Source organism: Streptomyces spinoverrucosus, from assembly GCF_006539505.1.
Lineage (GTDB): Bacteria > Actinomycetota > Actinomycetes > Streptomycetales > Streptomycetaceae > Streptomyces > Streptomyces spinoverrucosus.
This window is the reverse complement of the sequence record NZ_BJND01000074.1, coordinates 1-22119: the sequence shown is the minus strand read 5'-3', so window position 1 is coordinate 22119 and position 22119 is coordinate 1. Positions and strand designations below refer to the sequence as shown.

24 protein-coding genes are annotated in these 22119 nt (G+C 68.8%); 16 read left to right on the top strand and 8 right to left on the bottom strand.

Features of this window, described 5'->3' with window-relative positions:
* Positions 1 to 20 precede the first annotated feature (20 nt).
* The 15 genes from folC to SSP24_RS45595 all read left to right on the top strand — a co-directional run bounded on the left by folC (position 21) and on the right by SSP24_RS45595 (position 15364).
* Positions 21 to 1541 (top strand): bifunctional tetrahydrofolate synthase/dihydrofolate synthase, encoded by a 1521-nt coding sequence (folC, locus tag SSP24_RS35875; protein WP_141314315.1) that lies wholly within the window; start codon positions 21 to 23, stop codon positions 1539 to 1541.
* 8 nt (positions 1542 to 1549) lie between these two features.
* Positions 1550 to 1891 (top strand): DUF4233 domain-containing protein, encoded by a 342-nt coding sequence (locus SSP24_RS35870; RefSeq protein WP_141314313.1) that lies wholly within the window; start codon positions 1550 to 1552, stop codon positions 1889 to 1891.
* Positions 1892 to 2155: 264 nt separating this feature from the next.
* The gene (gene ndk / locus SSP24_RS35860; RefSeq protein WP_141314311.1) at positions 2156 to 2569 is read left to right on the top strand and encodes a nucleoside-diphosphate kinase; all 414 of its coding nucleotides are present in this window, start codon (positions 2156 to 2158) and stop codon (positions 2567 to 2569) included.
* 324 nt (positions 2570 to 2893) lie between these two features.
* Positions 2894 to 3913: a rod shape-determining protein gene (locus SSP24_RS35855; protein ID WP_006133575.1), complete on the top strand. Its 1020-nt coding sequence runs from the start codon at positions 2894 to 2896 to the stop codon at positions 3911 to 3913.
* A 165-nt stretch (positions 3914 to 4078) separates the two neighbouring features.
* A complete protein-coding gene (gene mreC, locus SSP24_RS35850) occupies positions 4079 to 5077 on the top strand; it encodes a rod shape-determining protein MreC (protein ID WP_141314309.1) in 999 nt (332 codons plus the stop codon).
* A 14-nt stretch (positions 5078 to 5091) separates the two neighbouring features.
* On the top strand, positions 5092 to 5769 hold the full coding sequence (gene mreD, locus SSP24_RS35845; protein WP_141314307.1) for a rod shape-determining protein MreD: 678 nt from the start codon (positions 5092 to 5094) through the stop codon (positions 5767 to 5769).
* Between the two features lie 116 nt (positions 5770 to 5885).
* On the top strand, positions 5886 to 8174 hold the full coding sequence (gene mrdA / locus SSP24_RS35840; RefSeq protein WP_141314305.1) for a penicillin-binding protein 2: 2289 nt from the start codon (positions 5886 to 5888) through the stop codon (positions 8172 to 8174).
* On the top strand, positions 8171 to 9370 hold the full coding sequence (gene rodA / locus SSP24_RS35835; RefSeq protein WP_141314303.1) for a rod shape-determining protein RodA: 1200 nt from the start codon (positions 8171 to 8173) through the stop codon (positions 9368 to 9370). The genes mrdA and rodA overlap by 4 nt, the downstream gene beginning before the upstream one ends.
* 66 nt (positions 9371 to 9436) lie before the next feature.
* On the top strand, positions 9437 to 10942 hold the full coding sequence (locus SSP24_RS35830; protein ID WP_141314301.1) for a CYTH and CHAD domain-containing protein: 1506 nt from the start codon (positions 9437 to 9439) through the stop codon (positions 10940 to 10942).
* A gap of 69 nt (positions 10943 to 11011) precedes the next feature.
* Positions 11012 to 12946, top strand: coding sequence for a TIGR03960 family B12-binding radical SAM protein (locus SSP24_RS35825; protein WP_141314299.1), 1935 nt, complete (start codon positions 11012 to 11014; stop codon positions 12944 to 12946).
* 29 nt (positions 12947 to 12975) lie between these two features.
* Positions 12976 to 13137, top strand: coding sequence for a hypothetical protein (locus SSP24_RS43190; RefSeq protein WP_167529799.1), 162 nt, complete (start codon positions 12976 to 12978; stop codon positions 13135 to 13137).
* 168 nt (positions 13138 to 13305) lie between these two features.
* Positions 13306 to 13515, top strand: a complete 210-nt coding sequence (locus tag SSP24_RS35820; protein ID WP_141314297.1) for a hypothetical protein — start codon at positions 13306 to 13308, stop codon at positions 13513 to 13515.
* Positions 13499 to 13996, top strand: a complete 498-nt coding sequence (locus SSP24_RS35815) for a DUF6879 family protein (RefSeq protein ID WP_141314295.1) — start codon at positions 13499 to 13501, stop codon at positions 13994 to 13996. The genes SSP24_RS35820 and SSP24_RS35815 overlap by 17 nt, the downstream gene beginning before the upstream one ends.
* Positions 13993 to 14826 (top strand): helix-turn-helix domain-containing protein, encoded by an 834-nt coding sequence (locus SSP24_RS35810; RefSeq protein ID WP_141314293.1) that lies wholly within the window; start codon positions 13993 to 13995, stop codon positions 14824 to 14826. Before SSP24_RS35815 ends, SSP24_RS35810 begins: the two co-directional genes overlap by 4 nt.
* A 295-nt stretch (positions 14827 to 15121) precedes the next feature.
* Positions 15122 to 15364, top strand: coding sequence for a DUF7848 domain-containing protein (locus SSP24_RS45595; protein WP_141314291.1), 243 nt, complete (start codon positions 15122 to 15124; stop codon positions 15362 to 15364).
* A gap of 208 nt (positions 15365 to 15572) precedes the next feature.
* On the opposite strand, the gene SSP24_RS35795 is transcribed toward SSP24_RS45595, so the two are convergent.
* The gene (locus tag SSP24_RS35795; protein ID WP_141314289.1) at positions 15573 to 16157 is read right to left on the bottom strand and encodes a recombinase family protein; all 585 of its coding nucleotides are present in this window, start codon (positions 16155 to 16157) and stop codon (positions 15573 to 15575) included.
* Between the two features lie 234 nt (positions 16158 to 16391).
* Between SSP24_RS35795 and SSP24_RS35790 the strand changes: the two genes are divergently transcribed.
* Positions 16392 to 16853, top strand: a complete 462-nt coding sequence (locus SSP24_RS35790; RefSeq protein ID WP_229865465.1) for a DUF2199 domain-containing protein — start codon at positions 16392 to 16394, stop codon at positions 16851 to 16853.
* Between the two features lie 529 nt (positions 16854 to 17382).
* Here the strand turns inward: SSP24_RS35790 and SSP24_RS44500 are convergent.
* The 7 genes from SSP24_RS44500 to SSP24_RS43185 form a co-directional block, all read right to left on the bottom strand.
* Entirely contained in the window at positions 17383 to 17751 is a 369-nt protein-coding gene (locus SSP24_RS44500) for a hypothetical protein (protein WP_229865416.1), read from the bottom strand.
* 407 nt (positions 17752 to 18158) lie between these two features.
* Positions 18159 to 19733 carry a recombinase family protein gene (locus SSP24_RS35780; protein ID WP_141314285.1) on the bottom strand — a complete coding sequence of 525 codons (1575 nt, stop codon included), beginning with the start codon at positions 19731 to 19733 and terminating at the stop codon, positions 18159 to 18161.
* Positions 19734 to 19869: 136 nt separating this feature from the next.
* Positions 19870 to 20283, bottom strand: a complete 414-nt coding sequence (locus tag SSP24_RS35775) for a gas vesicle protein K (RefSeq protein WP_229865417.1) — start codon at positions 20281 to 20283, stop codon at positions 19870 to 19872.
* Positions 20267 to 20473, bottom strand: coding sequence for a gas vesicle protein (locus tag SSP24_RS35770; RefSeq protein WP_141314283.1), 207 nt, complete (start codon positions 20471 to 20473; stop codon positions 20267 to 20269). Before SSP24_RS35770 ends, SSP24_RS35775 begins: the two co-directional genes overlap by 17 nt.
* On the bottom strand, positions 20470 to 21312 hold the full coding sequence (locus SSP24_RS35765) for a GvpL/GvpF family gas vesicle protein (protein ID WP_141314281.1): 843 nt from the start codon (positions 21310 to 21312) through the stop codon (positions 20470 to 20472). Before SSP24_RS35765 ends, SSP24_RS35770 begins: the two co-directional genes overlap by 4 nt.
* 6 nt (positions 21313 to 21318) lie before the next feature.
* Positions 21319 to 21723, bottom strand: a complete 405-nt coding sequence (locus SSP24_RS35760; RefSeq protein ID WP_141314280.1) for a gas vesicle protein — start codon at positions 21721 to 21723, stop codon at positions 21319 to 21321.
* 43 nt (positions 21724 to 21766) lie between these two features.
* Positions 21767 to 22119 (bottom strand): hypothetical protein (locus SSP24_RS43185; RefSeq protein WP_176605074.1); only part of this gene is annotated, 353 nt, incomplete at its 5' end.

Here is a 22119-nt window from a genome sequence, read left to right as displayed (position 1 = left end):
CCCCTCCGTAGACTGGCCCCGTGAGTGAGCTCCCCCCGCGTGACACCAACGACCCCTCCGACCCCGGCGAGTCGTTCGACGAAATCATCGCCGCCGAGACCGACCGCGACCCCGACCTCGCGGTGATCGAGGCCGGCAGCCGCACCCTGCGCACCCAGGGCGGCCCGCCGCAGGCCGAGGCTCCTGCGCGCCCCGAGGACCCCGAGGTCGACAAGGCGCTGCGAGAGGTCGAGGCCGAGCTCGCGACCCGCTGGGGCGAGACCAAGCTGGAGCCGTCCGTCACACGCATCGCCGCGCTGATGGACGTACTGGGCGAGCCGCAGCGGTCGTACCCCTCGATCCACATCACGGGGACGAACGGCAAGACCTCCACCGCCCGCATGATCGAGGCCCTGCTGGGCGCCTTCGACCTGCGGACCGGGCGGTACACCTCGCCCCACGTGCAGTCCATCACCGAGCGGATCAGCCTCGACGGGGCGCCGATCCAGCCCGAGCGGTTCATCGAGACGTACCAGGACATCAAGCCGTACGTCGAGATGGTCGACGCTCAGCAGGAGTACCGGCTGTCGTTCTTCGAGGTGCTGACCGGCATGGCGTACGCCGCCTTCGCCGACGCGCCGGTCGACGTCGCCGTCGTCGAGGTGGGCATGGGCGGGAGCTGGGACGCCACCAACGTCATCGACGGTGATGTCGCCGTCGTGACGCCCATCGACCTCGATCACACCGACCGGCTCGGCGGGACCCCCGGCGAGATCGCCGGTGAGAAGGCCGGGATCATCAAGGCCGGCGCCACCGTGATCATGGCCCAGCAGCCCGTGGACGCCGCTCAGGTGCTGCTGAAGAAGGCCGTGGACGTCGACGCGACCGTGGCCCGGGAGGGGCTGGAGTTCGGGGTCGTGGCGCGGCAGGTCGCCGTCGGCGGGCAGTTGCTGACGCTGCGCGGGCTCGGCGGTGAGTACACCGAGGTGTATCTCCCGCTGCACGGCGCCCACCAGGCGCACAACGCCGCCGTCGCGCTCGCCGCCGTGGAGGCGTTCTTCGGCGTCGGCGCGCAGCGGCCCGAGCCGCTGAACATCGACACCGTGCGCAAGGCGTTCGCCGCCGTCGCCTCGCCGGGCCGGCTGGAGGTCGTACGGCGCTCGCCCACCGTCGTCCTGGACGCCGCGCACAACCCGGCGGGCGCCCGGGCCGCAGCCGAGGCGGTCGGTGAGGCCTTCCAGTTCAGCAGGCTCATCGGGGTCGTCGGCGCCAGCGGCGACAAGAACGTACGCGGGCTGCTGGAGGCTTTCGAGCCGGTGTTCGCGGAGGTCGTCGTCACGCAGAACGCCAGCCATCGCGCGATGGACGCCGACGAACTGGCGGGCATCGCCGTCGAGGTGTTCGGCGAGGAGCGGGTCCAGGTGGAGCCGCGGCTGCCGGACGCGCTGGAGGCGGCGATCACGCTGGCCGAGGAGGAGGGCGAGTTCGCGGGCGGCGGTGTGCTCGTCACCGGATCCGTCATCACCGTCGGCGAGGCCCGACTGCTCCTGGGGAGGGGCTGAATCCCACCATGCGTACGCTCTGTGCTTCCACCCTGATCGGCGAGTTCTTCGTCATCGGCTTCGCCGGACTGGTCGCGATGAAGGACCCGGACCTGTCGACGTCGACGGTCTGGACGGTCAGCGGCATCGCGATGTTCCTGTGCCTGGTGCTGTGCGGCCTGGTGACCCGGCCGGGCGGGGTGGCCCTGGGCTGGGCGCTGCAGATCGGACTCATTGCTTCCGGTTTCGTCGTCCCCACGATGTTCTTCCTGGGGGCGATGTTCGCCGCGCTGTGGTGGGCTTCCGTCCACTACGGCAGGAAGATCGACGAGGCCAAGGCCAGATTCGCCGCGCAGGCTGACACTGCGTGACTAGGGCCTGTCCGGCGGATCAGGCCGGCTGCAAGGAACGGCATCTTGTCAGCGCAGCTGAGCGGGGCCTGGTGCGTCCAGCTGCAAGGCGGAGGAGGGCGGCGACGCGGAGCGTCGGCAACCGACGACAACGCCGCAGATGGGCGTGCCAGGCCCCGCGACGCCGGCATGATCCGCCGGACAGGCCCTAAGGCCCGGAAGGGCCCTGTAGCCTCATCACCCCGCACACCGCGTGACCCGCGTGATCCAAGAAGGAGCCCCGTCGTGACCCAGCGCACCCTCGTCCTCCTCAAGCCCGACGCCGTCCGTCGCGGCCTGACCGGCGAGATCATCAGCCGCATCGAGCGCAAGGCCGGCTGGCAGATCACCGCGCTGGAGCTGCGCACCCTGGACCAGGACACCCTGGAGCAGCACTACGGCGAGCACAAGGGCAAGCCCTTCTACGAGCCGCTGGTGGAGTTCATGGCCTCCGGCCCGGTCGTGGCGATGATCGTCGAGGGCGAGCGGGTCATCGAGGGACTGCGCGCGCTGGCCGGCCCGACCGACCCGATCGCCGCCGCACCCGGTTCCATCCGCGGTGACTACGGCGTGATCGTGCGCGAGAACCTGATCCACGCCTCCGACTCCGAGGAGTCGGCCGAACGCGAGGTGAAGATCTTCTTCCCCGGCCGCGCCTGACGCGTCGCCGAAGAAGCGGAACGAGTTCACCGCGCGTCCTTCTGAGGGCTCGTCACCTTTTGCAAGCGCCTGACCTGGGACGGCCGACCATTTCCGGCCGTCCCCCGGCATATACGTGCCGATCGGGGGAACGAGTGCCCCCGATGGCCCGTCTCTGCAAGCGAGGCGGTGCGCCATCTGATGACAATGGCGAAGACCCTCGCGCAGTGTTCGGGAAGGCGCGTCTACGATGGAAGCCTTCACGTCACAGCACCCACCTTCGCCGACCTGAAAAGCCCTCAAAAGCTCCGTGGGAAGGCCAGACGAATCCTGATGGGGAACTCAATGTCGTTCATCGGCCGTGACATGGCTGTCGACCTCGGGACCGCCAACACGCTGGTGTACGTCAGGGGTCGCGGGATCGTACTCAACGAGCCGTCCGTCGTCGCGATCAACACCAACACCGGTGGCATCCTCGCGGTCGGTGCCGAAGCGAAGAAGATGATCGGGCGCACGCCCGGCAACATCGTTGCCGTACGTCCGCTGAAGGACGGCGTGATCGCCGACTTCGAGATCACCGAGCGGATGCTCCGCTACTTCATCCTGAAGATCCACAAGCGGCGGTATCTGGCTCGTCCGCGCGTCGTCGTCTGTGTGCCCTCGGGCATCACGGGCGTCGAGCGCCGTGCCGTCATCGAGGCGTCGTCCCAGGCCGGCGCCCGTCAGGTGCACATCATCGAGGAGCCCATGGCGGCCGCCATCGGCTCCGGCCTGCCGGTCCACGAGGCCACGGGCAACATGGTGGTGGACATCGGCGGCGGCACCACGGAGGTCGCGGTCATCTCCCTCGGCGGCATCGTCACCGCCCAGTCCATCCGCGTCGCGGGCGACGAGCTGGACAACGCGATCATCCAGCACATCAAGAAGGAGTACTCGCTCCTGCTGGGTGAGCGCACGGCCGAGCAGATCAAGATCACGATCGGTTCGGCGTACGACCTCGACACCGACGAGCACACCGAAATCCGCGGCCGGGACCTGGTCTCCGGGCTGCCCAAGACCGTCGTCATCTCGGCCGCCGAAGTGCGCAAGGCGATCGAGGAGCCCGTCAACGCGATCGTGGACGCGGTCAAGACGACGCTCGACAAGTGCCCGCCGGAGCTGTCCGGCGACATCATGGACCGCGGAATCGTTCTGACCGGCGGCGGTGCGCTGCTGCGCGGTCTGGACGAGCGGCTGCGCCGCGAGACCGGTATGCCGATCCACATCGCCGAGGACCCGCTGGACAGCGTGGCGCTCGGGTCCGGCAAGTGCGTCGAGGAGTTCGAGGCGCTCCAGCAGGTGCTGGACGCCCAGCCGCGCAGATGACGTAACGCTTCGATTCCGCCGTACGAGCCCATCCCCTCTCGTACGGCGGATCGTTGATATCGAGGCATAAGCTGCCACAAACAGCCCGTGGGATTCCGCCGTCCGGTTTCCTTCGGGCCGACCCGATTTCCCGGATTCCTATGAGGAAGGGCACGGCCGCCGCACGTGAGGGACACACGAGAGAGCCGGCTGCTTCTTGTGCTGCTGGTCGCCATCGCGTTCGCGTTGATCACGGTGGACATCCGCGGCGGGGAGGACTCACCGGTCGACGGTGCCCGCGGGGCCGCGGCCGCGGTCTTCGGCCCGGTCGAGAACGGTGTGTCGTCGGCGGTCGACCCGGTGGGCAACGCGATCGCCGCGATCCGTGACTCCGGCGAGCGGCACGACCGGATGGCCGAGTTGGAGCGGCAGAACGCGGCGCTGAAGGCGAAGCTCGGCAGCGACGACCGCAACCGCAGCCGGCTGAATCAGCTCAACAAGATGCTGAAGATCGCCGGCGAGGGCCAGTACGGCATCAAGGGCGCCGAGGTCATCGCGATAGGAGCGGCCCAGGGCTTCTCCTGGACCATCACCATCGACATCGGCGCCAACGACGGTGTCCAGCGCGACATGACCGTCCTCAACGGCGACGGCCTGGTCGGCCGCGTCACCACCGTCGGCCCGAACACCGCGACCGTGCTGCTGGCCAGCGACCCCGACTTCACCGTCGGGACCCGGATGGAAGGCAGCGACGAACTCGGCTTCGCCTCCGGCCAGGGCGACCGCCCGCTGCGCGTCGAACTCCTCAACGGCAAGGCCCAGATCAAGAAGGGCGACCGTCTGGTCACCTTCGGCTCGCAGGCCGACAAGCCGTTCGTGCCCGGCGTCCCGGTCGGCGTGGTCTCCCGCGTCGACCCCTCCGGCGGCGACCTGACCCGGACGCTGTACGTCACGCCGTTCGTCAGCTTCAGCAAGCTCGACATCGTCGGTGTGGTCGTCCAGACGCCCGAGAAGGACCCGCGTGACACGGTGCTGCCGGCCAAGCCCAAGCCGACTCCGACGCCCACCGTGACGGTGACCGTGACGCCGGGCGCGGAGAACGCGGAGAGCACGGAAAGCGCGGAAAGCGCGGAGAACTCCGGGGCGCCCACCGACGGCGAGTCCCAGCAAGAGGAAGACCAGTAGGGGGAGCTGTACCCATGCGCTTCAACCGGATCCTGCTCTCCTCCACCCTGGTCGTGGTCGCCCTGGTGCTCCAGGTGAGCGTCCTGGCCCGGCTGCACCTCCCGGGTGCCGTCCCCGACCTGGTGCTGCTCACCGTGCTGGCCTTCGCCCTCGTCTACGGCCATGTCGGCGGCGCCCTGATCGGCTTCGGCGCCGGACTCCTCGCCGACCTCGCCCCGCCCGCCGACCACGCCGCCGGCCGCTACGCGCTGGTGCTGTGCGTCATCGGCTATCTCGCGGGCCTGTTCAAGCCGGAGAACGGCCAGCTGAAGTCGGCCACCGGACCGATGGCCGTGGTGGTCGCCGCCGCGATCGGCAGCACCCTGCTGTACGCCGGGGTCGGCGCCCTCGTCGGCGACACCGCCGCCCGCCATGTCGGCCTGTCCGGCCTGCTGTTCACGGCTGCCCTGTACGACCTGCTGCTCGCCCCGTTCGTCGTCCCCGGCCTGATGGCGCTCGCCCGGCGCGCGGACAACAACCCGCTGGAGGCCAGCTCCTCGGCCAAGGCGACCGACATCTCCTCCGGCTGGCTCTCCTCCGGTACCGGACTGCGCATCGGCGGCCAGCGGGGCGGGCTCGGCGGGCTGAAGGTGAAGGCGGCCAGAGCGCGGGTGACGCGGGCCGGGCGCATCAAGGGGGTCAAGCGGCTGTGAACGCAGGGCAGTTCACCCGAACGGGGGAGCTCAGGCGGAACCCGGCCTCGTCGGCCGGCCGTTCATCACTCGTACCGGCACATTCGTACGCGCTCTGAGAGGGGGAGGCAGCCGCAGTGACCAACATTCCCGAGACCGGACGGACCCCACGGGTCCAGACCAGGCTCGTCGTCATCCAGGTACTCGTCCTCTCCCTCCTGGCCACCCTCGGCGGCCGCCTGTGGTACCTCCAGATCCGCGAGGGCGACGCCTACGCCAGTGAAGCTTCCGGCAACCATGTCCAGCAGGTCGTCCAGCCCGCCGTACGCGGCTCGATCCTGGACGCGCGCGGAGTGGCGCTCGCCGACAACGAGACACGCCTGGTGGTCTCCGCCTCCCGGACCGACCTGCTGAAGATGAAGGACGACGGCAAGGGCGTCCTGACCAAGCTCGCGGGTGTGCTGGGCATGACGCCCAAGGAGGTCATGGAGAAGGTGCGGCTGTGCGACGCCGAGACGCCGCAGCCGTGCTGGAACGGCTCGCCCTACCAGCCGATCCCCATCACCGACGAGGCCACCCCGCGCCAGGCCCTGCAGATCCGCGAGCGCGCCGAGGACTTCCCCGGCATCACCGCCGAGCCCCAGGCCGTCCGCCGCTACCCGAGCCCGGGCGCGGCCAACACCGCCCAGGTGCTGGGCTATCTTTCCCCGGTCACCGACCAGGAGATCCAGCAGGCCCAGGACTCCAACTCGCCCTATCTGCGCTCCGACATGGTCGGCCGCAGCGGCCTGGAGCGCGAGTACGACAAGGAACTGCGCGGCAAGGCCGGCGTCACCCGCTACGAGGTGGACAACCTCGGCCGGGTCATGGGCCAGGCCGAGTCGGACGCCGCCGAGCCCGGCTCCAACCTCGTCACCAGCATCGACGCGCGCGTGCAGCGGGTCGCCGAGTTCGAGCTGAACGAGGCGATGAAAGCCGCCCGCAAGGAGTGGGACCGCAACACCAACGAGCGGTACAAGGCCGACTCCGGCGCGGTGGTGGTGATGGAGGCCAAGACCGGCCGGATCGTCGCCATGGCGTCCAACCCGACCTACGACCCCAACGCCTGGGTCGGCGGCATCTCCGCCAAGGACTACGCCCAGCTCACCGGCAAGAAGTCCAACTACCCGCTGCTCAACCGGGCCATACAGGGTCAGGCGGCCCCCGGCTCGATCTTCAAGGTGGTCTCCACCGCGGCCGCCGTCCAGGCGGGCTACGCATTCGACGGCCGGTACAACTGCTCCAGCGCCTACTCGGTCGGCGGCCAGGTCTTCAAGAACTTCGAGTCCCAGAACCACGGCCCGATCAGCCTCGGCCGCGCCCTCGAGGTCTCCTGCGACACGGTCTTCTACGCGCTCGCGCACAGCGAGTGGAAGAAGGACGGCGGCATCAACCCCAAGGGCAAGCCGAAGGACTACTTCTACAAGACCGCCCACCAGTTCGGCCTCGGCAAGGAGACCGGCATCGACCTGCCCAACGAGGTCACCGGCCGTGTCCCCGACCGCGAGTGGAAGCAGCAGTACTGGGAGGCCAACAAGGACGCCTGGTGCAAGACCGGCAAGAAGGACGGGGACTACGTCCAGCGGATCGCCTACGAGAACTGCCTCGAAGGCAACAAGATGCGCGCCGGTGACGAGATCAACTACTCCATCGGCCAGGGTGACACGCTGGTGACGCCGATTCAGATGGCGACGATCTACGCGGCCATCTCCAACGGCGGCACGCTCTACGACCCGACGGTCGGCAAGGCGATCATCAGCCCCGACGGCAAGAAGGTCACCGAGATCAAGCCCGAGTCGCACGGCAGGCTGCCGGTCACGCAGCAGACGCTGGCCCAGATGGACGAGGCGCTGGAGGGTGTCGCCACCCGGGGTACGGCGGCCTGGCGGTTCGCGGACGTCGGCTGGCCGCAGGACAAGATCCCGATGCACGCCAAGACCGGTACGGCGGAGGTCTACGGCAAGCAGACGACCTCGTGGTTCGCGACCTACACCGACGACTACGCGATCGTGATGACGATCTCGCAGGGTGGTACGGGTTCGGGGGCCTCGGGTCCGGCCGTGCGCAACATCTACGACGCGCTGTACGGCGTCTCCGACGACGGCACCATCAATAAGAAGAACGCCCTGCTGCCCACCCCGCAGAAGAGCCTGCCGAAGATCCAGGCCGACGGCTCGATCACCGCGCCGAAGATCTCCAAGGACCCGGCGAAGGAGCAGCAGGCCAGCCAGAAGGCCCCGGAGGACGAGAGCGGGCAGGTGCAGACGGCGGCGACCGCGCAGACGCCGACCGGCGGCAATCGGGACACGCGCCGGCGGCAGCGTCGCCGGGGCCGTGGGGGTCGCGGGGGCCGCCGGGGGACGCTCAGCCGAAGGATGCTCACATGACGGGCGCGAACAGCTTCCAGGTCTCCGGATACGGCCCCGAACGCGCGGGCTGGACCCGGCTGTTCGCCCGTGACTCGATGGCCCGGCGGCTCGACTGGCCGATACTGCTGTCGGCCCTGGCGCTGTCCCTGATGGGCGCGGTGCTGGTGTACTCGGCGACCCGCAACCGCACCGAGATCAACCAGGGCGACCCGTACTACTTCCTGGTGCGGCACCTGCTGAACACCGGCATCGGCTTCGCGCTGATGATCGGCACGGTCTGGCTCGGCCACCGCACCCTGCGCGGCGCGGTCCCGATCCTGTACGGGGCGTCGGTCTTCCTGGTGCTGCTGGTGCTGACCCCGCTCGGCACCACGGTCAACGGCGCCCACTCGTGGATCGCGGTGGGCGGCGGGTTCTCGCTGCAGCCGTCGGAGTTCGTGAAGGTCACGATCATCCTCGGCATGGCGATGCTGCTGGCGGCCCGGGTGGACGCGGGCGACAAGCAGTACCCCGACCATCGCACGGTCATGCAGGCGCTCGGCCTGGCCACGGTCCCGATGCTGATCGTGATGCTCATGCCCGACCTCGGATCGGTCATGGTGATGGTGGTGATCGTGCTGGGCGTACTGCTCGCGTCCGGCGCGTCGAACCGCTGGGTGTTCGGGCTGCTGAGCGCGGGCGCCATAGGAGCCATCGCCGTGTGGCAGCTGCACATCCTCGACGAGTACCAGATCAACCGCTTCGCCGCGTTCGCCAACCCGGACCTCGACCCGGCGGGCGTCGGCTACAACACCAACCAGGCGCGCATCGCCATCGGTTCGGGCGGGCTGACCGGGTCGGGCCTGTTCCAGGGCTCGCAGACCACCGGCCAGTTCGTGCCGGAGCAGCAGACGGACTTCGTGTTCACCGTCGCGGGCGAGGAACTCGGCTTCATCGGCGGCGGGCTGATCATCCTGCTGCTGGGCGTGGTGCTGTGGCGGGCCTGCCGGATCGCGCTGGAGACGACCGAGCTGTACGGCACGATCGTCGCGGCCGGGATCGTGGCCTGGTTCGCCTTCCAGTCCTTCGAGAACATCGGGATGACCCTGGGGATCATGCCGGTCACCGGTCTGCCGCTGCCGTTCGTGTCCTACGGCGGGTCGTCGATGTTCGCGGTCTGGGTGGCGGTCGGGCTGTTGCAGTCGATCCGGGTGCAGAGACCCATGTCGGCGTGAGGTTTGTCGCGTATTAACCTCTTGGTCACCCTGCCGCCGCATCCCGACTCCCACTAGATTCGGTTCATGGCGGATACGAAGCGTGAGATCGAGCGCAAGTACGAGTCCGACGACAGCGGGCTGCCCGACCTGACCGGCGTCGCCGGAGTGGCGGCCGTCCTCGACCAGGGCGTCGCCGAACTGGACGCCACCTACTACGACACCGTCGACGAGCGCCTGGCAGCCTCCTCGATCACCCTGCGCCGCCGCACCGGCGGCACGGACGCCGGATGGCATCTGAAGTTCCCGGTGGCGACCGGAGTGCGGGACGAGATCAGCGCCCCGCTGTCCGACAAGCTGCCGTCCGACCTGGGCGCGCTCGTCCGCTCCCGGGTGCGCGACGAGGAGCTGGCGCCCGTGGTGCGGCTGCGGTCGACGCGCGACATCCGCCATCTGGTGGACGTCGACGGGCACCTGCTCGCCGAGGTCAGCGTGGACGCCGTGCGGGCCGAGCGGCTCAGCGGCGGGGGGCCGAAGGCCGAGTGGACCGAGATCGAGGTGGAACTCGCCGACGGCGGCGATCCGGCGTTCCTCGACAAGGTCGACAAGCGGCTGCGCAAGGCCGGGGTACGGCCCGCCGAGTCGCCCTCGAAGCTGGCCCGGGCGCTGGCCGAGACCCGCGGGAAGAGGCAGCAGCCCCGGAAGGCGGACCGGGCCGAGCCGGTCACCGCCGGTGACCATGTGCTGGCGTATGTGCGGGCCCAGCGGGACGCGATCGTCGAGCTCGATCCGGCCGTGCGCCGGGACGTGGAGGACTCCGTGCACCGTATGCGGGTCGCCACCCGTCGGATGCGCGGCACCTTCAAGACGTACCGCAAGATCCTCGACCGGGCCGTCACCGACCCGATCGGCGCCGAGCTGAAGTGGCTGGCGGGCGAGCTGGGCGCGGGCCGTGACCAGGAGGTGCTGGCCGAGCGGATCAGCGCCGTCGTCGAGGAACTGCCGCCCGGCCTGGTCACCGGGCCGGTCCACGACCGGCTGCGCACCTGGTCGAAGGCGCGGGGCGGCGACTCACGACGGCAGATCATCGGCGTACTCGACGGTGAGCGCTATCTCGCGCTGCTGACCTCGCTCGACGCCCTGCTCGCCGACCCGCCGCTGCGCCGGGCGGCGGCCGGGAAACCGGCGAAGTCGCTCTCCATGGCCGTCGACGAGGCCTACGGCGTGCTGGCCGGGCTGGTCGAGCACGCCCTCGACACCCCGCCCGGGCGCGACCGTGACGTGGCGATCCACGAGGCGCGCAAGAAGGCCAAGCGGGCACGGTACGCGGCGGAGGCCGCGACCCCCGCGCTCGGCAAGCCGGCGTCGCAGCTGGTGGCGTCGCTGAAGGACCTCCAGACCCTGCTCGGAGAGCACCAGGACAGCGTGATGAGCCGGGAGGCGCTGCAGGAACTGGCCGAGCAGGCGCATGCTGCCGGGGAGAACGCATTCACCTACGGCCTGCTGTACGGCAGGGAGGAGCAGCGGGCGGCCGCGGTGGAGGCGGCGTTGCCGGGAGTGTGGCAAGCGATGAAGATCTCGGCCGGGAGCTGAGCGTACGGACAGGGGTCCCGGCCGCGTTACGCTTGATGGTCACCCCTGTCAGCTCACGAAAGTCCCGCGATGTCTGTCGAGTCTGCTGAGTCGGTGTTTCCGCATCTCGAAGCCCTGCTCCCGCATGTGCAGAAGCCGATCCAGTACGTCGGTGGAGAACTCAACTCCACCGTCAAGGACTGGGACGCCTGTGATGTCCGCTGGGCGCTCATGTACCCGGACGCCTACGAGGTGGGGCTGCCCAACCAGGGCGTCATGATCCTCTACGAGGTCCTCAACGAGCGCGCGGGCGTCCTCGCCGAGCGGACCTACAGCGTGTGGCCGGACCTGGAGGCGCTGATGCGGGAGCACGGCGTCCCGCAGTTCACCGTGGACAGCCACCGCCCGGTGAAGGCGTTCGACGTGCTCGGCGTCAGCTTCTCCACGGAGCTGGGCTACACGAACCTGCTGACCGCGCTGGACCTGTCGGACATCCCGCTTCAGGCCAAGGACCGCACCGTCGACGACCCGATCGTCCTGGCCGGCGGCCACGCGGCCTTCAACCCCGAGCCGATCGCCGACTTCATCGACTGCGCGGTGATCGGCGACGGCGAGCAGGCCGTCCTTGAGATCACCGACATCATCCGCGCCTGGAAGGCCGAGGGCCGCCCGGGCGGCCGCGAGGAGCTGCTGTTCCGCCTGGCCAAGACCGGCGGGGTGTACGTCCCCGGCTTCTACGACGTGGAGTACCTGCCGGACGGCCGGATCGGCCGTGTCGTACCCAACAAGTCGGGTGTGCCGTGGCGGGTGTCGAAGCACACGGTCATGGACCTGGACGAGTGGCCTTACCCCAAGCAGCCGCTGGTCCCCCTGGCCGAGACGGTCCACGAGCGCATGTCGGTCGAGATCTTCCGCGGCTGCACACGCGGCTGCCGCTTCTGCCAGGCGGGCATGATCACCCGCCCGGTGCGCGAGCGGTCGATCACCGGCATCGGCGACATGGTCGAGAAGGGCCTGAAGGCGACGGGCTTCGAGGAGGTCGGCCTGCTGTCGCTGTCGAGCGCCGACCACAGCGAGATCGGCGACATCGCCAAGGGCCTGGCGGACCGCTACGAGGACGACAAGATCGGCCTCTCCCTCCCCTCCACCCGCGTCGACGCCTTCAACATCGACCTGGCGAACGAGCTGACGCGCAACGGCCGCCGCTCCGGCCTGACCTTCGCCCCCGAGGGCGGCTCGGAGCGCATCCGCAAGGTCATCAACAAGATGGTGTCGGAAGAGGACCTGATCCGGACGGTCGCGACGGCGTACGGCAACGGCTGGCGGCAGGTGAAGCTGTACTTCATGTGCGGTCTGCCGACCGAGACCGACGACGACGTGCTCCAGATCGCCGACATGGCGACGCGTGTCATCCAGAAGGGCCGCGAGGTCTCCGGCTCCAACGACATCCGCTGCACGGTGTCGATCGGCGGCTTCGTCCCGAAGCCCCACACTCCGTTCCAGTGGGCCCCGCAGCTCTCCGCCGAGGAGACGGACGCGCGCCTCGCCAAGCTCCGGGACAAGATCCGCGGCGACAAGAAGTACGGCCGCTCCATCGGCTTCCGCTACCACGACGGCAAGCCCGGCATCGTCGAGGGCCTGCTCTCCCGCGGTGACCGCCGGATCGGCGCGGTCATCCGCGCGGTGTACGAGGACGGCGGCCGCTTCGACGGCTGGCGCGAGCACTTCTCCTACGACCGCTGGATGAGCTGCGCGGAGAAGGAGCTGGCCCAGTTCGGCGTCGACGTCGACTGGTACACCACCCGCGAGCGGACCTACGAGGAGGTCCTGCCTTGGGACCACCTCGACTCCGGGCTCGACAAGGACTGGCTCTGGGAGGACTGGCAGGACGCCCTCGACGAGACCGAGGTCGAGGACTGCCGCTGGACGCCGTGCTTCGACTGCGGTGTGTGTCCTCAGATGGATACGGCTATACAAATTGGCCCCACCGGCAAGAAGCTGCTCCCGCTCACGGTCAAGAAGTAGCCGTGACCAGCGGCGATGCCATCCAGCGGATGGCTGAAGCGCTTGCCGACGTACCCGAGGCGGACCGCATCGAAGCCCTGCGAGGGCTCGGCGCGAAGGAGCGCGAGCAGGCTCCCCGCCCTGAGCGGCGCACGCCGCTTCCCGCCCCTCGGCAGGACTCGGGCATCGTCTCGGCGGTCGAGTGGGTGTAGGGCGTAGAGAGGCGTTCGGACGATCCTGTCCGGGCGCCTCTCGGCGTTCCAGAGGCCCGGTTTATGCGACAACGCGCATAGTCGCGTTTCCGCATAGACGGCACATCGGCCTCGCTCGTACGGTCGTGGCGACCGGCCCGCAGAGGGCTCGCAAGAGGGGGGTTCAGCATGGCGCGCGAAGAACTCACACGGCTCACCGGCAACACCAACGGAGGCAACTGTGGACAGGGTGACTGCCCGAACGTCTACCGCACCGCCTCCGGCTCGTTCGTTGTCCAGGGTGACGTGTCCACCGCCTTCACCCCGTCTGCCGGGGAAGGGCTCGTGGAGATCCCCGAGGAAGTCCTGAGGGAGGCCGTCCGTGCTCTTGGATGGTGAAGCCTGGGCGGACAGGTTCAAGACGTTCCAGACCGAAGCCTGGCGGCTGGAGACCCTGCCGCAGTACCTCGTACCGCAGGAAGCGGAAGAGTTCGCCGCCTTCAAGGCGGGGGCCCGCTTCCCCGGACCGTATGAGGACGCGTGGACGGCCATGGTCCGCACCCGCAACGTGGGCCGCGTCCACATCGTCACCCGGCCCCTCACGGACTACCTGCGGTTCGAGTTCGAGCGGTACTACCAGCACCAGGCCCCGGCGGGGGAAGACATCCGCATCCTCGACATCACCGACCGGCCGAACCCGCTCCCCGACGTCCAGGACTTCTGGATGTTCGACCGCTCGACGGTCGTCCTCATGAAGTACGAGGCCGACGGTACGCAGATCGAGCGGGAGCTGTACGAGGGCGACCCCGCCCCGTTCCTCGAATACCAGCGCATCGCCGTCGCGGAATCGGTCCCGTTCCTGGAGTACGTGACCGAGTGACGTTCGAGCCCGAGCAGCTCGGCCAGTCCTCCCAGGAACTCGCCGTGACACTGCGCAAGCTGCGGAAGCAGGCCGGTCTCTCCGGGGACCGGCTTGCCGCGCGCTGCAACATGTCGCAGTCGAAGGTGAGCCGGATCGAGAGCGGGAAGGTCCGCCCGTCCCTGGTGGACATAGAGCGCATCCTCAGGGCCTTGGACGCCCCGCCGGCCCTGGCCGCCGAGGTGTCCGCGCTGGCCCGCATCGCCGCTACGGAGTGGCAGGGCGCACGGTCGATGCGGCGGAAGGGCCTGGACAAGAAACAGCTTGAGCTGGCCGGACTCGAAGCGTCTTCGACGGAGTTCCGCTTCTTCCTGCTCTCGATGCTCACGGCCTTGCTCTCCACCCCGGAGTACATCAGGGCCAGCCTCGCTCACATCCCCGGAGACCACAGCAGGGCCGTGGCAAGGAAGCTGGAGCGGCAGGAGGTCCTGTACGACCGCCGGAAGAAGTTCACCTTCATCGTCACCGAGCAGGCGGCGCGCTCTCCGTTCGTCTCCCCGGATGCCATGGCTGTCCAGCTCGACCGGCTGGCTTCGCTGACCCACCTGCCGAACGTGCGCCTTGGCGTGCTCCCGATCGAGACGCGCCTGCCGGGGTGTCCGCTGAACACGTTCACCGTGTACGACGAGCGGTTGGCCACGGTGGAGACGACAGCCGGTGTGATGGTGTTCCGCGACCCGAGAGACGTCCGGATGTACCTCGATGAATTCGCCGGTTACGACGAGCGCGCCCTCTTCGGCGAAGCCGCGCGGGAACGGCTGGCCGAGTGGGCGACGGCGTTCCGTTCCTGATCTTTAGTCCAGTACGCGACTGAACCTCGAATCGCTCCCGGTCAGTGGGCAAGGATGCCGTGCCATCGGAGAACGCACGGGAGGCGTACGAGATGAGCAGCGAGCAGACCACCATGTCGGGACCGGTACACCTGTCTCTTCCGTCTCCACCTCCGGATCCCGTGGCGGGTTGTCGTGAGTGCCTCGGCTTCGCGGTCGGCAGAGCGAACGCCACCTCTGTGGGCGACTACTCGAAGGCTTTGGATGCGAACGTGGCCCTCCGTGCCCACCTGCGGAGCAAGCACGGGGGACGCTGATGGCGCGTGCCACCCTTCGGTTCGTGGCTCATCGGATCACGCAGCATCCGGACACGGACGTGACCTTTGAGGCGGAGTGCCTGCACTGCAAGTGTAAGGCGGAGCCGTCGACGGACAGTGCGGCGGTCGACGTCGAGTGCATGAGTCACACCGGCCTGAGCAACCACCGCGGCTTCCGGCGGATCTGTACGTCGTTTGCCATGGTGGTGCGGGCCGAACAAGACAGACCCCCGGCGCACTGAGGGACGGCAAGCAACACAGACCAGAGGTGTGCTGGAAGGGGCACGGCGTGAGCGACATGCGCCCCTGTGCTGGCCCCCGTCGACTGCCCCCATGGGTGTCGCGCAGGGGCCAGCATCGTTGCAGCCGTCGGACAGTGTTGTACGTCCACGCACGACAACGGCTCCCGGCGTAGAGCCGGGGGCCTGTCTGAACGGCTGTGCGCCTGTCTCAGGCGCTCTCTCCCAGGTGCCGGTACAGCGTGGCTCGGGAGACGCCGAGGGCCTTGGCGATGGCGCTGACGCTCTCGCCCTTGGCCTTCCTGGCGCGGGCCACGGTCAGTACGTCCTCGTCCACCACAGACGGCCGGCCGCCGGTACGGCCCTGCGCCTTGGCCGCTTCCAGTCCGGCCCGCGTGCGGTCCTTGATGAGCGACCGCTCGAACTCCGCCATGGCGGCGATGATCTGGAAGAACAGGCGTCCGTCGGCCGACGTGGTGTCGACAGAGGAGAGCGCACCGTCGAGCACGCGGAAACCTATGCCGCGCTCGCGCAGGCCGTCGACGATGGACACGAGGTCGATGAGCGACCGGCCAAGCCGGTCAAGCTTCCACACGCACAGGACGTCGCCCGGTCGGGCGTAGTCCAGTACGGCCGTCAGTTCCGGCCGGTCGGTGTTCTTCCCACTGGCCTTGTCCTCGAAGATGCGGGCACACCCTGCGGCCCTCAGCGCGTCGCGCTGCAACTGCGCTTCCTGGTCGTCGGTGGAGACGCGTGCGTAACCGATGAGCTGGCCAGTGATCGTGTTCGTCGCCATGGCGCGGACTGTCTCAGAACTCGTCTCAAAAAATCAAGTCCGAGGCGGGCGTTTCGAGACGGGTTTTGAACAGGGTTGCGCCCCGTGAGGGGCGCGCTGCCAGTCGTCTCACAAACCTTGGTTTTTGAGACCTGTCTCGTCGTTACGCTTCGCAGCGAAGCTACGCTCCCGCGCATGCCCAACGATCTCGGTTACACCTGTTCATGCTGCGGCGAGTACCACGCGGAACTTCCGATGGGCTACAGCGCCACGGCCCCAGACGTCTGGGACGCAAGCTTCGAAGGCCGACCCGACAGTCTGCTCTCCTCGGACCAGTGCGTCATCAAGGCCCAGCACTACTTCATCAAGGGCTTGATCGAGATACCCGTCATCGGCAGTGACGAGGTGTTCTCGTGGGGAGTCTGGGTTTCCCTCAGTCGAGACAACTTCTCCCGGGCCGCCGACATGTGGAACACGCCCGGCCGCGAAGACGAGAAGCCGTACTTCGGCTGGCTGACTACCGAGCTGCCGATCTACTCGCCCGGCACCACCAACCTGAAGACGAACGCTCACACCCGCCCGGTCGGCCAGCGCCCTTTCATCGAGCTCGAACCCACCGATCATCCCCTTGCGGTCGAGCAGCGCACAGGCATCAGTCTCGACCGCGTCCGTGAGATCGCCGAAACCGTCCTCCACGGCAACGGCGAGGACCGCTGACCGAGACGGCTGAGCACGTCGATGGCGAAGGGGTGGGGGATGACCCCCTGAGCACAATGAGGCGGACCGCCATGTCTTAGCAGCCAAGATTCCGCCACGGTTTCAGGGTCCGTCTGTCCTGCCCGCCGACTGCCCCGGCGGGGCGTATGACCTGGTCACAGCCTTGCTCTGACTCGCGCACGACGGCGGAAGCCTGCAAGGAACAGGGCCTTACGGCTGAGACAGTGGGGTGCGGTAGCGCCCCACGGGTCTTGCTGGCCTGCTCCTGTCGGCCCCTTCCGGGGCCGCACTGTTGTTGAGCGCTGAGACCGTGGCGGCCGGTAGGCCGCCCCTGCCGCTTCTCTCTTCGCCGTTGCCCTGCTCCTGTGGGGCGCTGCCGCGCCCCCTGCTTTCCTTGCCGTTGGTCCTCGTGGCCTTCCTCAGTTGGCCCCGACAGGTGCCGCGCTGCACTGGAGCCAAATAGATTAGAGAGCACGCGAACGTTTCCGCAGGTCGGGTGCCGTGCCGGTATACGCCAGACGTGCTCTGACTACACGTACCGCGTGTGCTCACCGGTCCTGATGGAGTCGGCAGGGGACCGGTGCACCCTTGCCCTTCTGGAACAGGTGGGGAGGAAGGACGAGGCAGGCGGCCCCGGAACGGGGCGACACAAGGTCAGTTCCTTGGCGCGGGCCACCGCGTTGCGGGTGCTCTGGTCGGACAGTGGCTTGCCGTTCTTGCCCAGCAGGGTGGCCAGCCGGCCGGGCCCGAAGGCCGCGTGTCCTTGCCGGTCTGCCCAACCGATGGCGGCGAAGTGGACGCGGTAGGCGAGAGGGTGCCCGGGGTGCTGCGCCATGCGCCGGTACTCGTGCTGGGAGACACCACCCCACGGACGGTTGTGGCCGAAGCTGATCGTCACCGGCTACCCCCTCCCTGCGGGGAGCGGCTGCACTCGTGCGCTTCGTTGTCGACAAGAGGCGACGCGCAGACCTCACAGGTCCAGACGACTTCGATCGTGATGTTCAAGGGCTGGCGACTCCTGGCGGTGGCCGAGGGCAGCACGGAGCCGCGCCTCGGCGTTGGGTGGAAGTCGCGCAGTACCGTCCTGCGCTTCGGGATGTCCTCGACGTCCCTGCGAGCCCCTCGGGATCGCGGCCCCTCACGGAGTGGCCAGCTCTACCGCCGCTGAACGGCGGGAGCTACGGTGTCCGCTCCCAGAAGGAGCGGGAGAGTCTTCCTATCCGGAGCCCGGGCCGGCCGTCAAGCCCGAACACCTCCGGGCCTGGCTGGCTGAGCCGCCCGGAGATGTCTGTTCCTGGTCCCTCGTTAGAGCCTTGCGGCGAAGTCGTCGCCCTTGATCACCAGGCGTTCGCGTACGTCGCGCGGGATCTTGAGTCGCAGGTGTACGGACGGGGCTCGCACTCCCTGCACCTTCGTACGGGTCACCTCGCATGTGACGCCCACGCGGCGCAGGTCCTCAGCCATGGCCTCCATGCCGCCCGCTTCCCACATCTCCCGGAAAGTCTTGCCGTTGTGCACGAGGACCCAACGGTCTTGCGTGGTCTCGGGATCGATGGCGTTCAACTCTTCCGTGAGCTGGTCGAGCGTCTTCTCCGCTCGCTCGCGAGTGAAGCGCGTCTTCGAGAAGCGGCCCTCTGGTTCGAGTTCCGCCATGTAATAGGAGATGGCATCTTCGAGCCGCTTCACTTCGGCGCGCGCCTCGGCTCCCTTCGCGTACTCCCGGACCTGGACGGGAAAGTTGCCGAGGACGCGCAGCACGTCGCCCACGAGGATGTCGTACACGTCCTGCGGGTTGGGTGCGCCGAGTCCGCCGCCCTTGCACTTGCCGCAGCGCAGGTAGGTGTAGCTCCGGCCGTTGCTCATGTTCTTCTGCACGGTCATGTTGGTCGAGCAGTCGACGCAGATCAGTACGCCGAGGAACTGCGTCGCTCCGCCCGCCTGCCGGGTGGGCTGGTTCTTGCCCCGGCGATCGAGTGCCGCTTGCAGGGTCTCGAACTCCTCCTCGGTGAAGATCGGGGGGCCGACCCGTATCGGCTTCCCGTCGTTGCCGAGGACGAGCCTGCTCCGTCGCTTGCCGCCCTGCTTGTTCTCCTCGACCCGGTAGCCCATGAGCGCGGGGTTACGAAGGCGGCGAAGGAGAGTCGACGTGGTGAGTCCCGACGACATGAGCCCGGAGCGGACGAGACAGAGGGCCATACGCCGGGCGGAGACGCCCCGGAGTGCCATGCGCCGGGCCCAGTGCAGTGCCTTGTGGGCGCTCGGCTCGATGGTGAGCGCCGGCTTGCCGTCCACCTTCGTCGTGACGTAGCCGTAGGTCGGCTTGCCGACGAGCCATGAGTCCTGAGTGCGTGCGTAGTCCCACAACGACGTCACGCGGGTCGACGTGTTCGCCGCCTCGATCTCCGCGATGCCGCCGATGAGCGTGACCATGATCCGGCCCACGGTCGTGCTGAGGTCGATCGCGTCGTTCTTCGACACGAGGTTCTTCCCGTACCGCTCGCACCACTCGATCATCGTGGACAGGTCCGTCATGCGACGGATGAAGCGGTCGAGCTTCCAGAAGAGCAGAGCATCGAACTCGGGGGCCCGGTTGTTGAGCCACTCGCCGAGCTCCTTCCGCTTCCACGGCGGAACCTTCGTCGCCGACACGTTGAGATCGGACGCGACGCCGACGACGCGGTACCCCTTCTCTCTGGCCAGGAGACGCAGGTCGAGTTCCTGCCGTACCGGCGATGTCGTGTCTTCCGTAAGTACGGACAGGCGGACGGAGAGGAGTGCGCGCGGAGCGTCCTCGGGGAGCAGAGCCTCCGCCCGCTTCAGGTCCTCCAGGAGAGCCAGGTCCGAGGCGGTCCACTCGCTCTCGATGTCGTACGTCTTCATGGCCGCGGAGCGTACGGGCTAGATGTTGAGCTGTCTTGTTATGGCCGCAGATGGATACCCACATCCAGGTCGGCCCGACGGGCAAGAAGCTGCTGCCGCTGAGCGTGGTGAACGGGGCGGGCGGCGGTCGCTGATGTCAGGGCGGTGGCAGTAGGGGGCCGAGGGGGCCCAGGTCGAGGTTGAGGTCCTCCATGGTGAGGTCGTAGCGGCGGCACAGTTCCGTCATCCGGTCATGGAGGATCATCAGCGTCAGGCCCAGCCGCTCCTCCTGCTCCTCGGTGAGGTTGCCCTGGTCGACGCGGTGCAGGGCCTGGCGTTCCATGAGCTGGCGGAGCAGTTCGACGATCGTCAGCACGAGCTTGACCAGGTCGCGCTCCACCGTCTCCGGGTTGGTACGCAGGCGGCGGGCGACCGTCGAGCGGCCGTCCTCGTCGCCCAGGGGCGGCGGCATCTCGTCCGGCCGGGCGGGGAGGAGGGCGAACGCACGTGCGGCGGCGTCGGCCACCTCCTCCAGGCGGTCGGAGCGCGGGCGGTCAGCGGGGTTCGTCAAGGGTCAGCTCCCATTGCTGTTCATGAACGGCGACGATCACCGCGCGCAGCGAGATCCTGACCAGGTCGATGTCCGCGATCGACAGGACGATGTCGCCGGTGAGCACCGCGCCGCCGCTCAGCAGCCGGTCGAGCAGGTCGATCAGGGCCACTTGGCGCTGGGCGAGCGGGGGGTCCTCGTACGCGGTCACGGTTGACGCGCTCCCTCCGGGGCGGCCTGGGGCTCCGGTGCGTGGGGCTCTGGTGCCTGGGTCTCCGGTGCCTGGGCGAAGGAGTACGGCACCCAGGGGCCGGTGACCTCGACTCGTACGCCCGTCAGTCCCTCGGCGGCCCGCAGGACCCGTGCGCGGAACTCCTCGGCGTGGCGGAGCGGGACGAGATAGGCGTCGTTCGCGATGTTCTCCCCGGCACCGCCGGCCAGCCGGCCCTGCTGCGGCCGGTGCCGGGCGCGTGCCACGGCGAGGTCTCCGACCTGTCCCTCGATACGGCGGACCGCCTCTGCGGCGGACGACCAGGCGTCCTCGCGCGCGTGCCGCTGACTCCGGCGTTGCCGCAGGTAGGCGCGGCCGGGGTCGGGTTCGTCCGCGGTGTCGGGCGGGGGCGGCCGATCGGGCGGGGCGGACGTGTCGGCGTAGACCTTCACGCCCCACTCGACATGGTCGGCGAGCCGGTCCAGCAGCGCGGTGAGGGTCTTCTCGCGTTCGCCGAGCATGTCGCGGACCCGGGTGTCGTCGAGGTACACCGTCGCCAGTCGCAGGGGAAGCACCGTGGTGTGCGCGCCCAATGTCTCGACGACGTGGTGGTGGGCCCGGGCCACGGTCTCCAGCCAGTCCAGGTCCTCCAGGTGCGCCTTGAGGGCCGCCTCGGAGAAGTCCGAGCGGGGGACCGGGCTGACGGCCGCCGCCATGTCGCCGTGGTGCACCAGCGTGACGGGCGCGTCCGCGACCCCGCGGACGCCGGTAAGTACGTCCTGCTCCAGGGCGGCGACGGTGCGCACCACGCCGTACACATAGCTGAGCTGGTCGTCCATGGCGTCTCAACTCCGGCCGTGGTCGTCGTCCTCGGCGGTCCTGTGCTTCCTGCGCCTCGGCTCCGCGCCGGGCTCGCGCTCGATCTGCTTGCGCAGTTTCCTGACCTCTTCGCGCAGCCGGGCGTTCTGTTCCTCCAGCTCGCGGGTGCCGTCGGCGCGGGAGGACAGGGCCGGGTCGCGCTCCCACCAGTCGATGCCGATCTCCTTGGCCTTGTCCACCGAGGCGACCAGCAGGCGGAGCCGGATGGTGAGCAGTTCGATGTCCAGCAGGTCGATCTTGATGTCGCCGACGATGACGATGCCCTTGTCGAGCACGCGCTCAAGTATGTCGGCGAGGTTCGCACTGGTTCCCTGGCCGTACGGCTGAAGCGTCCGCGCCGGGGAGGGGCCGGCGGATAGGGGCTCGGTCACGGCGTCCTCGACCTCGTTCCTGGGAGCGGCTCGGCGCCGTCGGCTACCTGCGGCGCCGACGGCTCTCGGCCGTGGGTTCCTCTTCGTCGCGGTCCTCGGGCTCTTCGTCCTCCTCGCCGTAGTCGTCGTATTCGTCCTCGTCGTCGTACTCGTCTTCGTCCTCGGACGCGGATTTGGATGCGGACGGGGATTTGGACGCGGACGGTGATGTGGCTTCGGCTTCGTCCTCCTCCCTCTCGTCGTACCGGTCCTCCGGCTGCTCGTCCTCGTACTCGTCGTACTCGTCCTCGGCCTCCTCCTCACGGGGCCGCTCCTTCTCCTCCTCCGCACGGGCCTCGCGGCGCTCCTCCTCGCGGGGCCGCTCCTTCTCCTCCTCCGCACGGGCCTCGCGGCGCT

Excerpts from the sequence above, each read along its gene's own strand:
- SSP24_RS35870 (WP_141314313.1), top strand. The coding sequence starts at position 1,550 with ATGCGTACGCTCTGTGCTTCCACCCTGATCGGCGAGTTCTTCGTCATC.
- SSP24_RS35855 (WP_006133575.1), top strand. The coding sequence starts at position 2,894 with ATGTCGTTCATCGGCCGTGACATGGCTGTCGACCTCGGGACCGCCAAC.
- mreD (WP_141314307.1), top strand. The coding sequence starts at position 5,092 with ATGCGCTTCAACCGGATCCTGCTCTCCTCCACCCTGGTCGTGGTCGCC.
- rodA (WP_141314303.1), top strand. The coding sequence starts at position 8,171 with ATGACGGGCGCGAACAGCTTCCAGGTCTCCGGATACGGCCCCGAACGC.
- SSP24_RS35830 (WP_141314301.1), top strand. The coding sequence starts at position 9,437 with ATGGCGGATACGAAGCGTGAGATCGAGCGCAAGTACGAGTCCGACGAC.
- SSP24_RS35825 (WP_141314299.1), top strand. The coding sequence starts at position 11,012 with ATGTCTGTCGAGTCTGCTGAGTCGGTGTTTCCGCATCTCGAAGCCCTG.
- SSP24_RS43190 (WP_167529799.1), top strand. The coding sequence starts at position 12,976 with ATGGCTGAAGCGCTTGCCGACGTACCCGAGGCGGACCGCATCGAAGCC.
- SSP24_RS35820 (WP_141314297.1), top strand. The coding sequence starts at position 13,306 with ATGGCGCGCGAAGAACTCACACGGCTCACCGGCAACACCAACGGAGGC.
- SSP24_RS45595 (WP_141314291.1), top strand. The coding sequence starts at position 15,122 with ATGGCGCGTGCCACCCTTCGGTTCGTGGCTCATCGGATCACGCAGCAT.
- SSP24_RS35795 (WP_141314289.1), bottom strand. The coding sequence starts at position 16,157 with ATGGCGACGAACACGATCACTGGCCAGCTCATCGGTTACGCACGCGTC.
- SSP24_RS35790 (WP_229865465.1), top strand. The coding sequence starts at position 16,392 with ATGGGCTACAGCGCCACGGCCCCAGACGTCTGGGACGCAAGCTTCGAA.
- SSP24_RS35780 (WP_141314285.1), bottom strand. The coding sequence starts at position 19,733 with ATGAAGACGTACGACATCGAGAGCGAGTGGACCGCCTCGGACCTGGCT.
- SSP24_RS35765 (WP_141314281.1), bottom strand. The coding sequence starts at position 21,312 with ATGGACGACCAGCTCAGCTATGTGTACGGCGTGGTGCGCACCGTCGCC.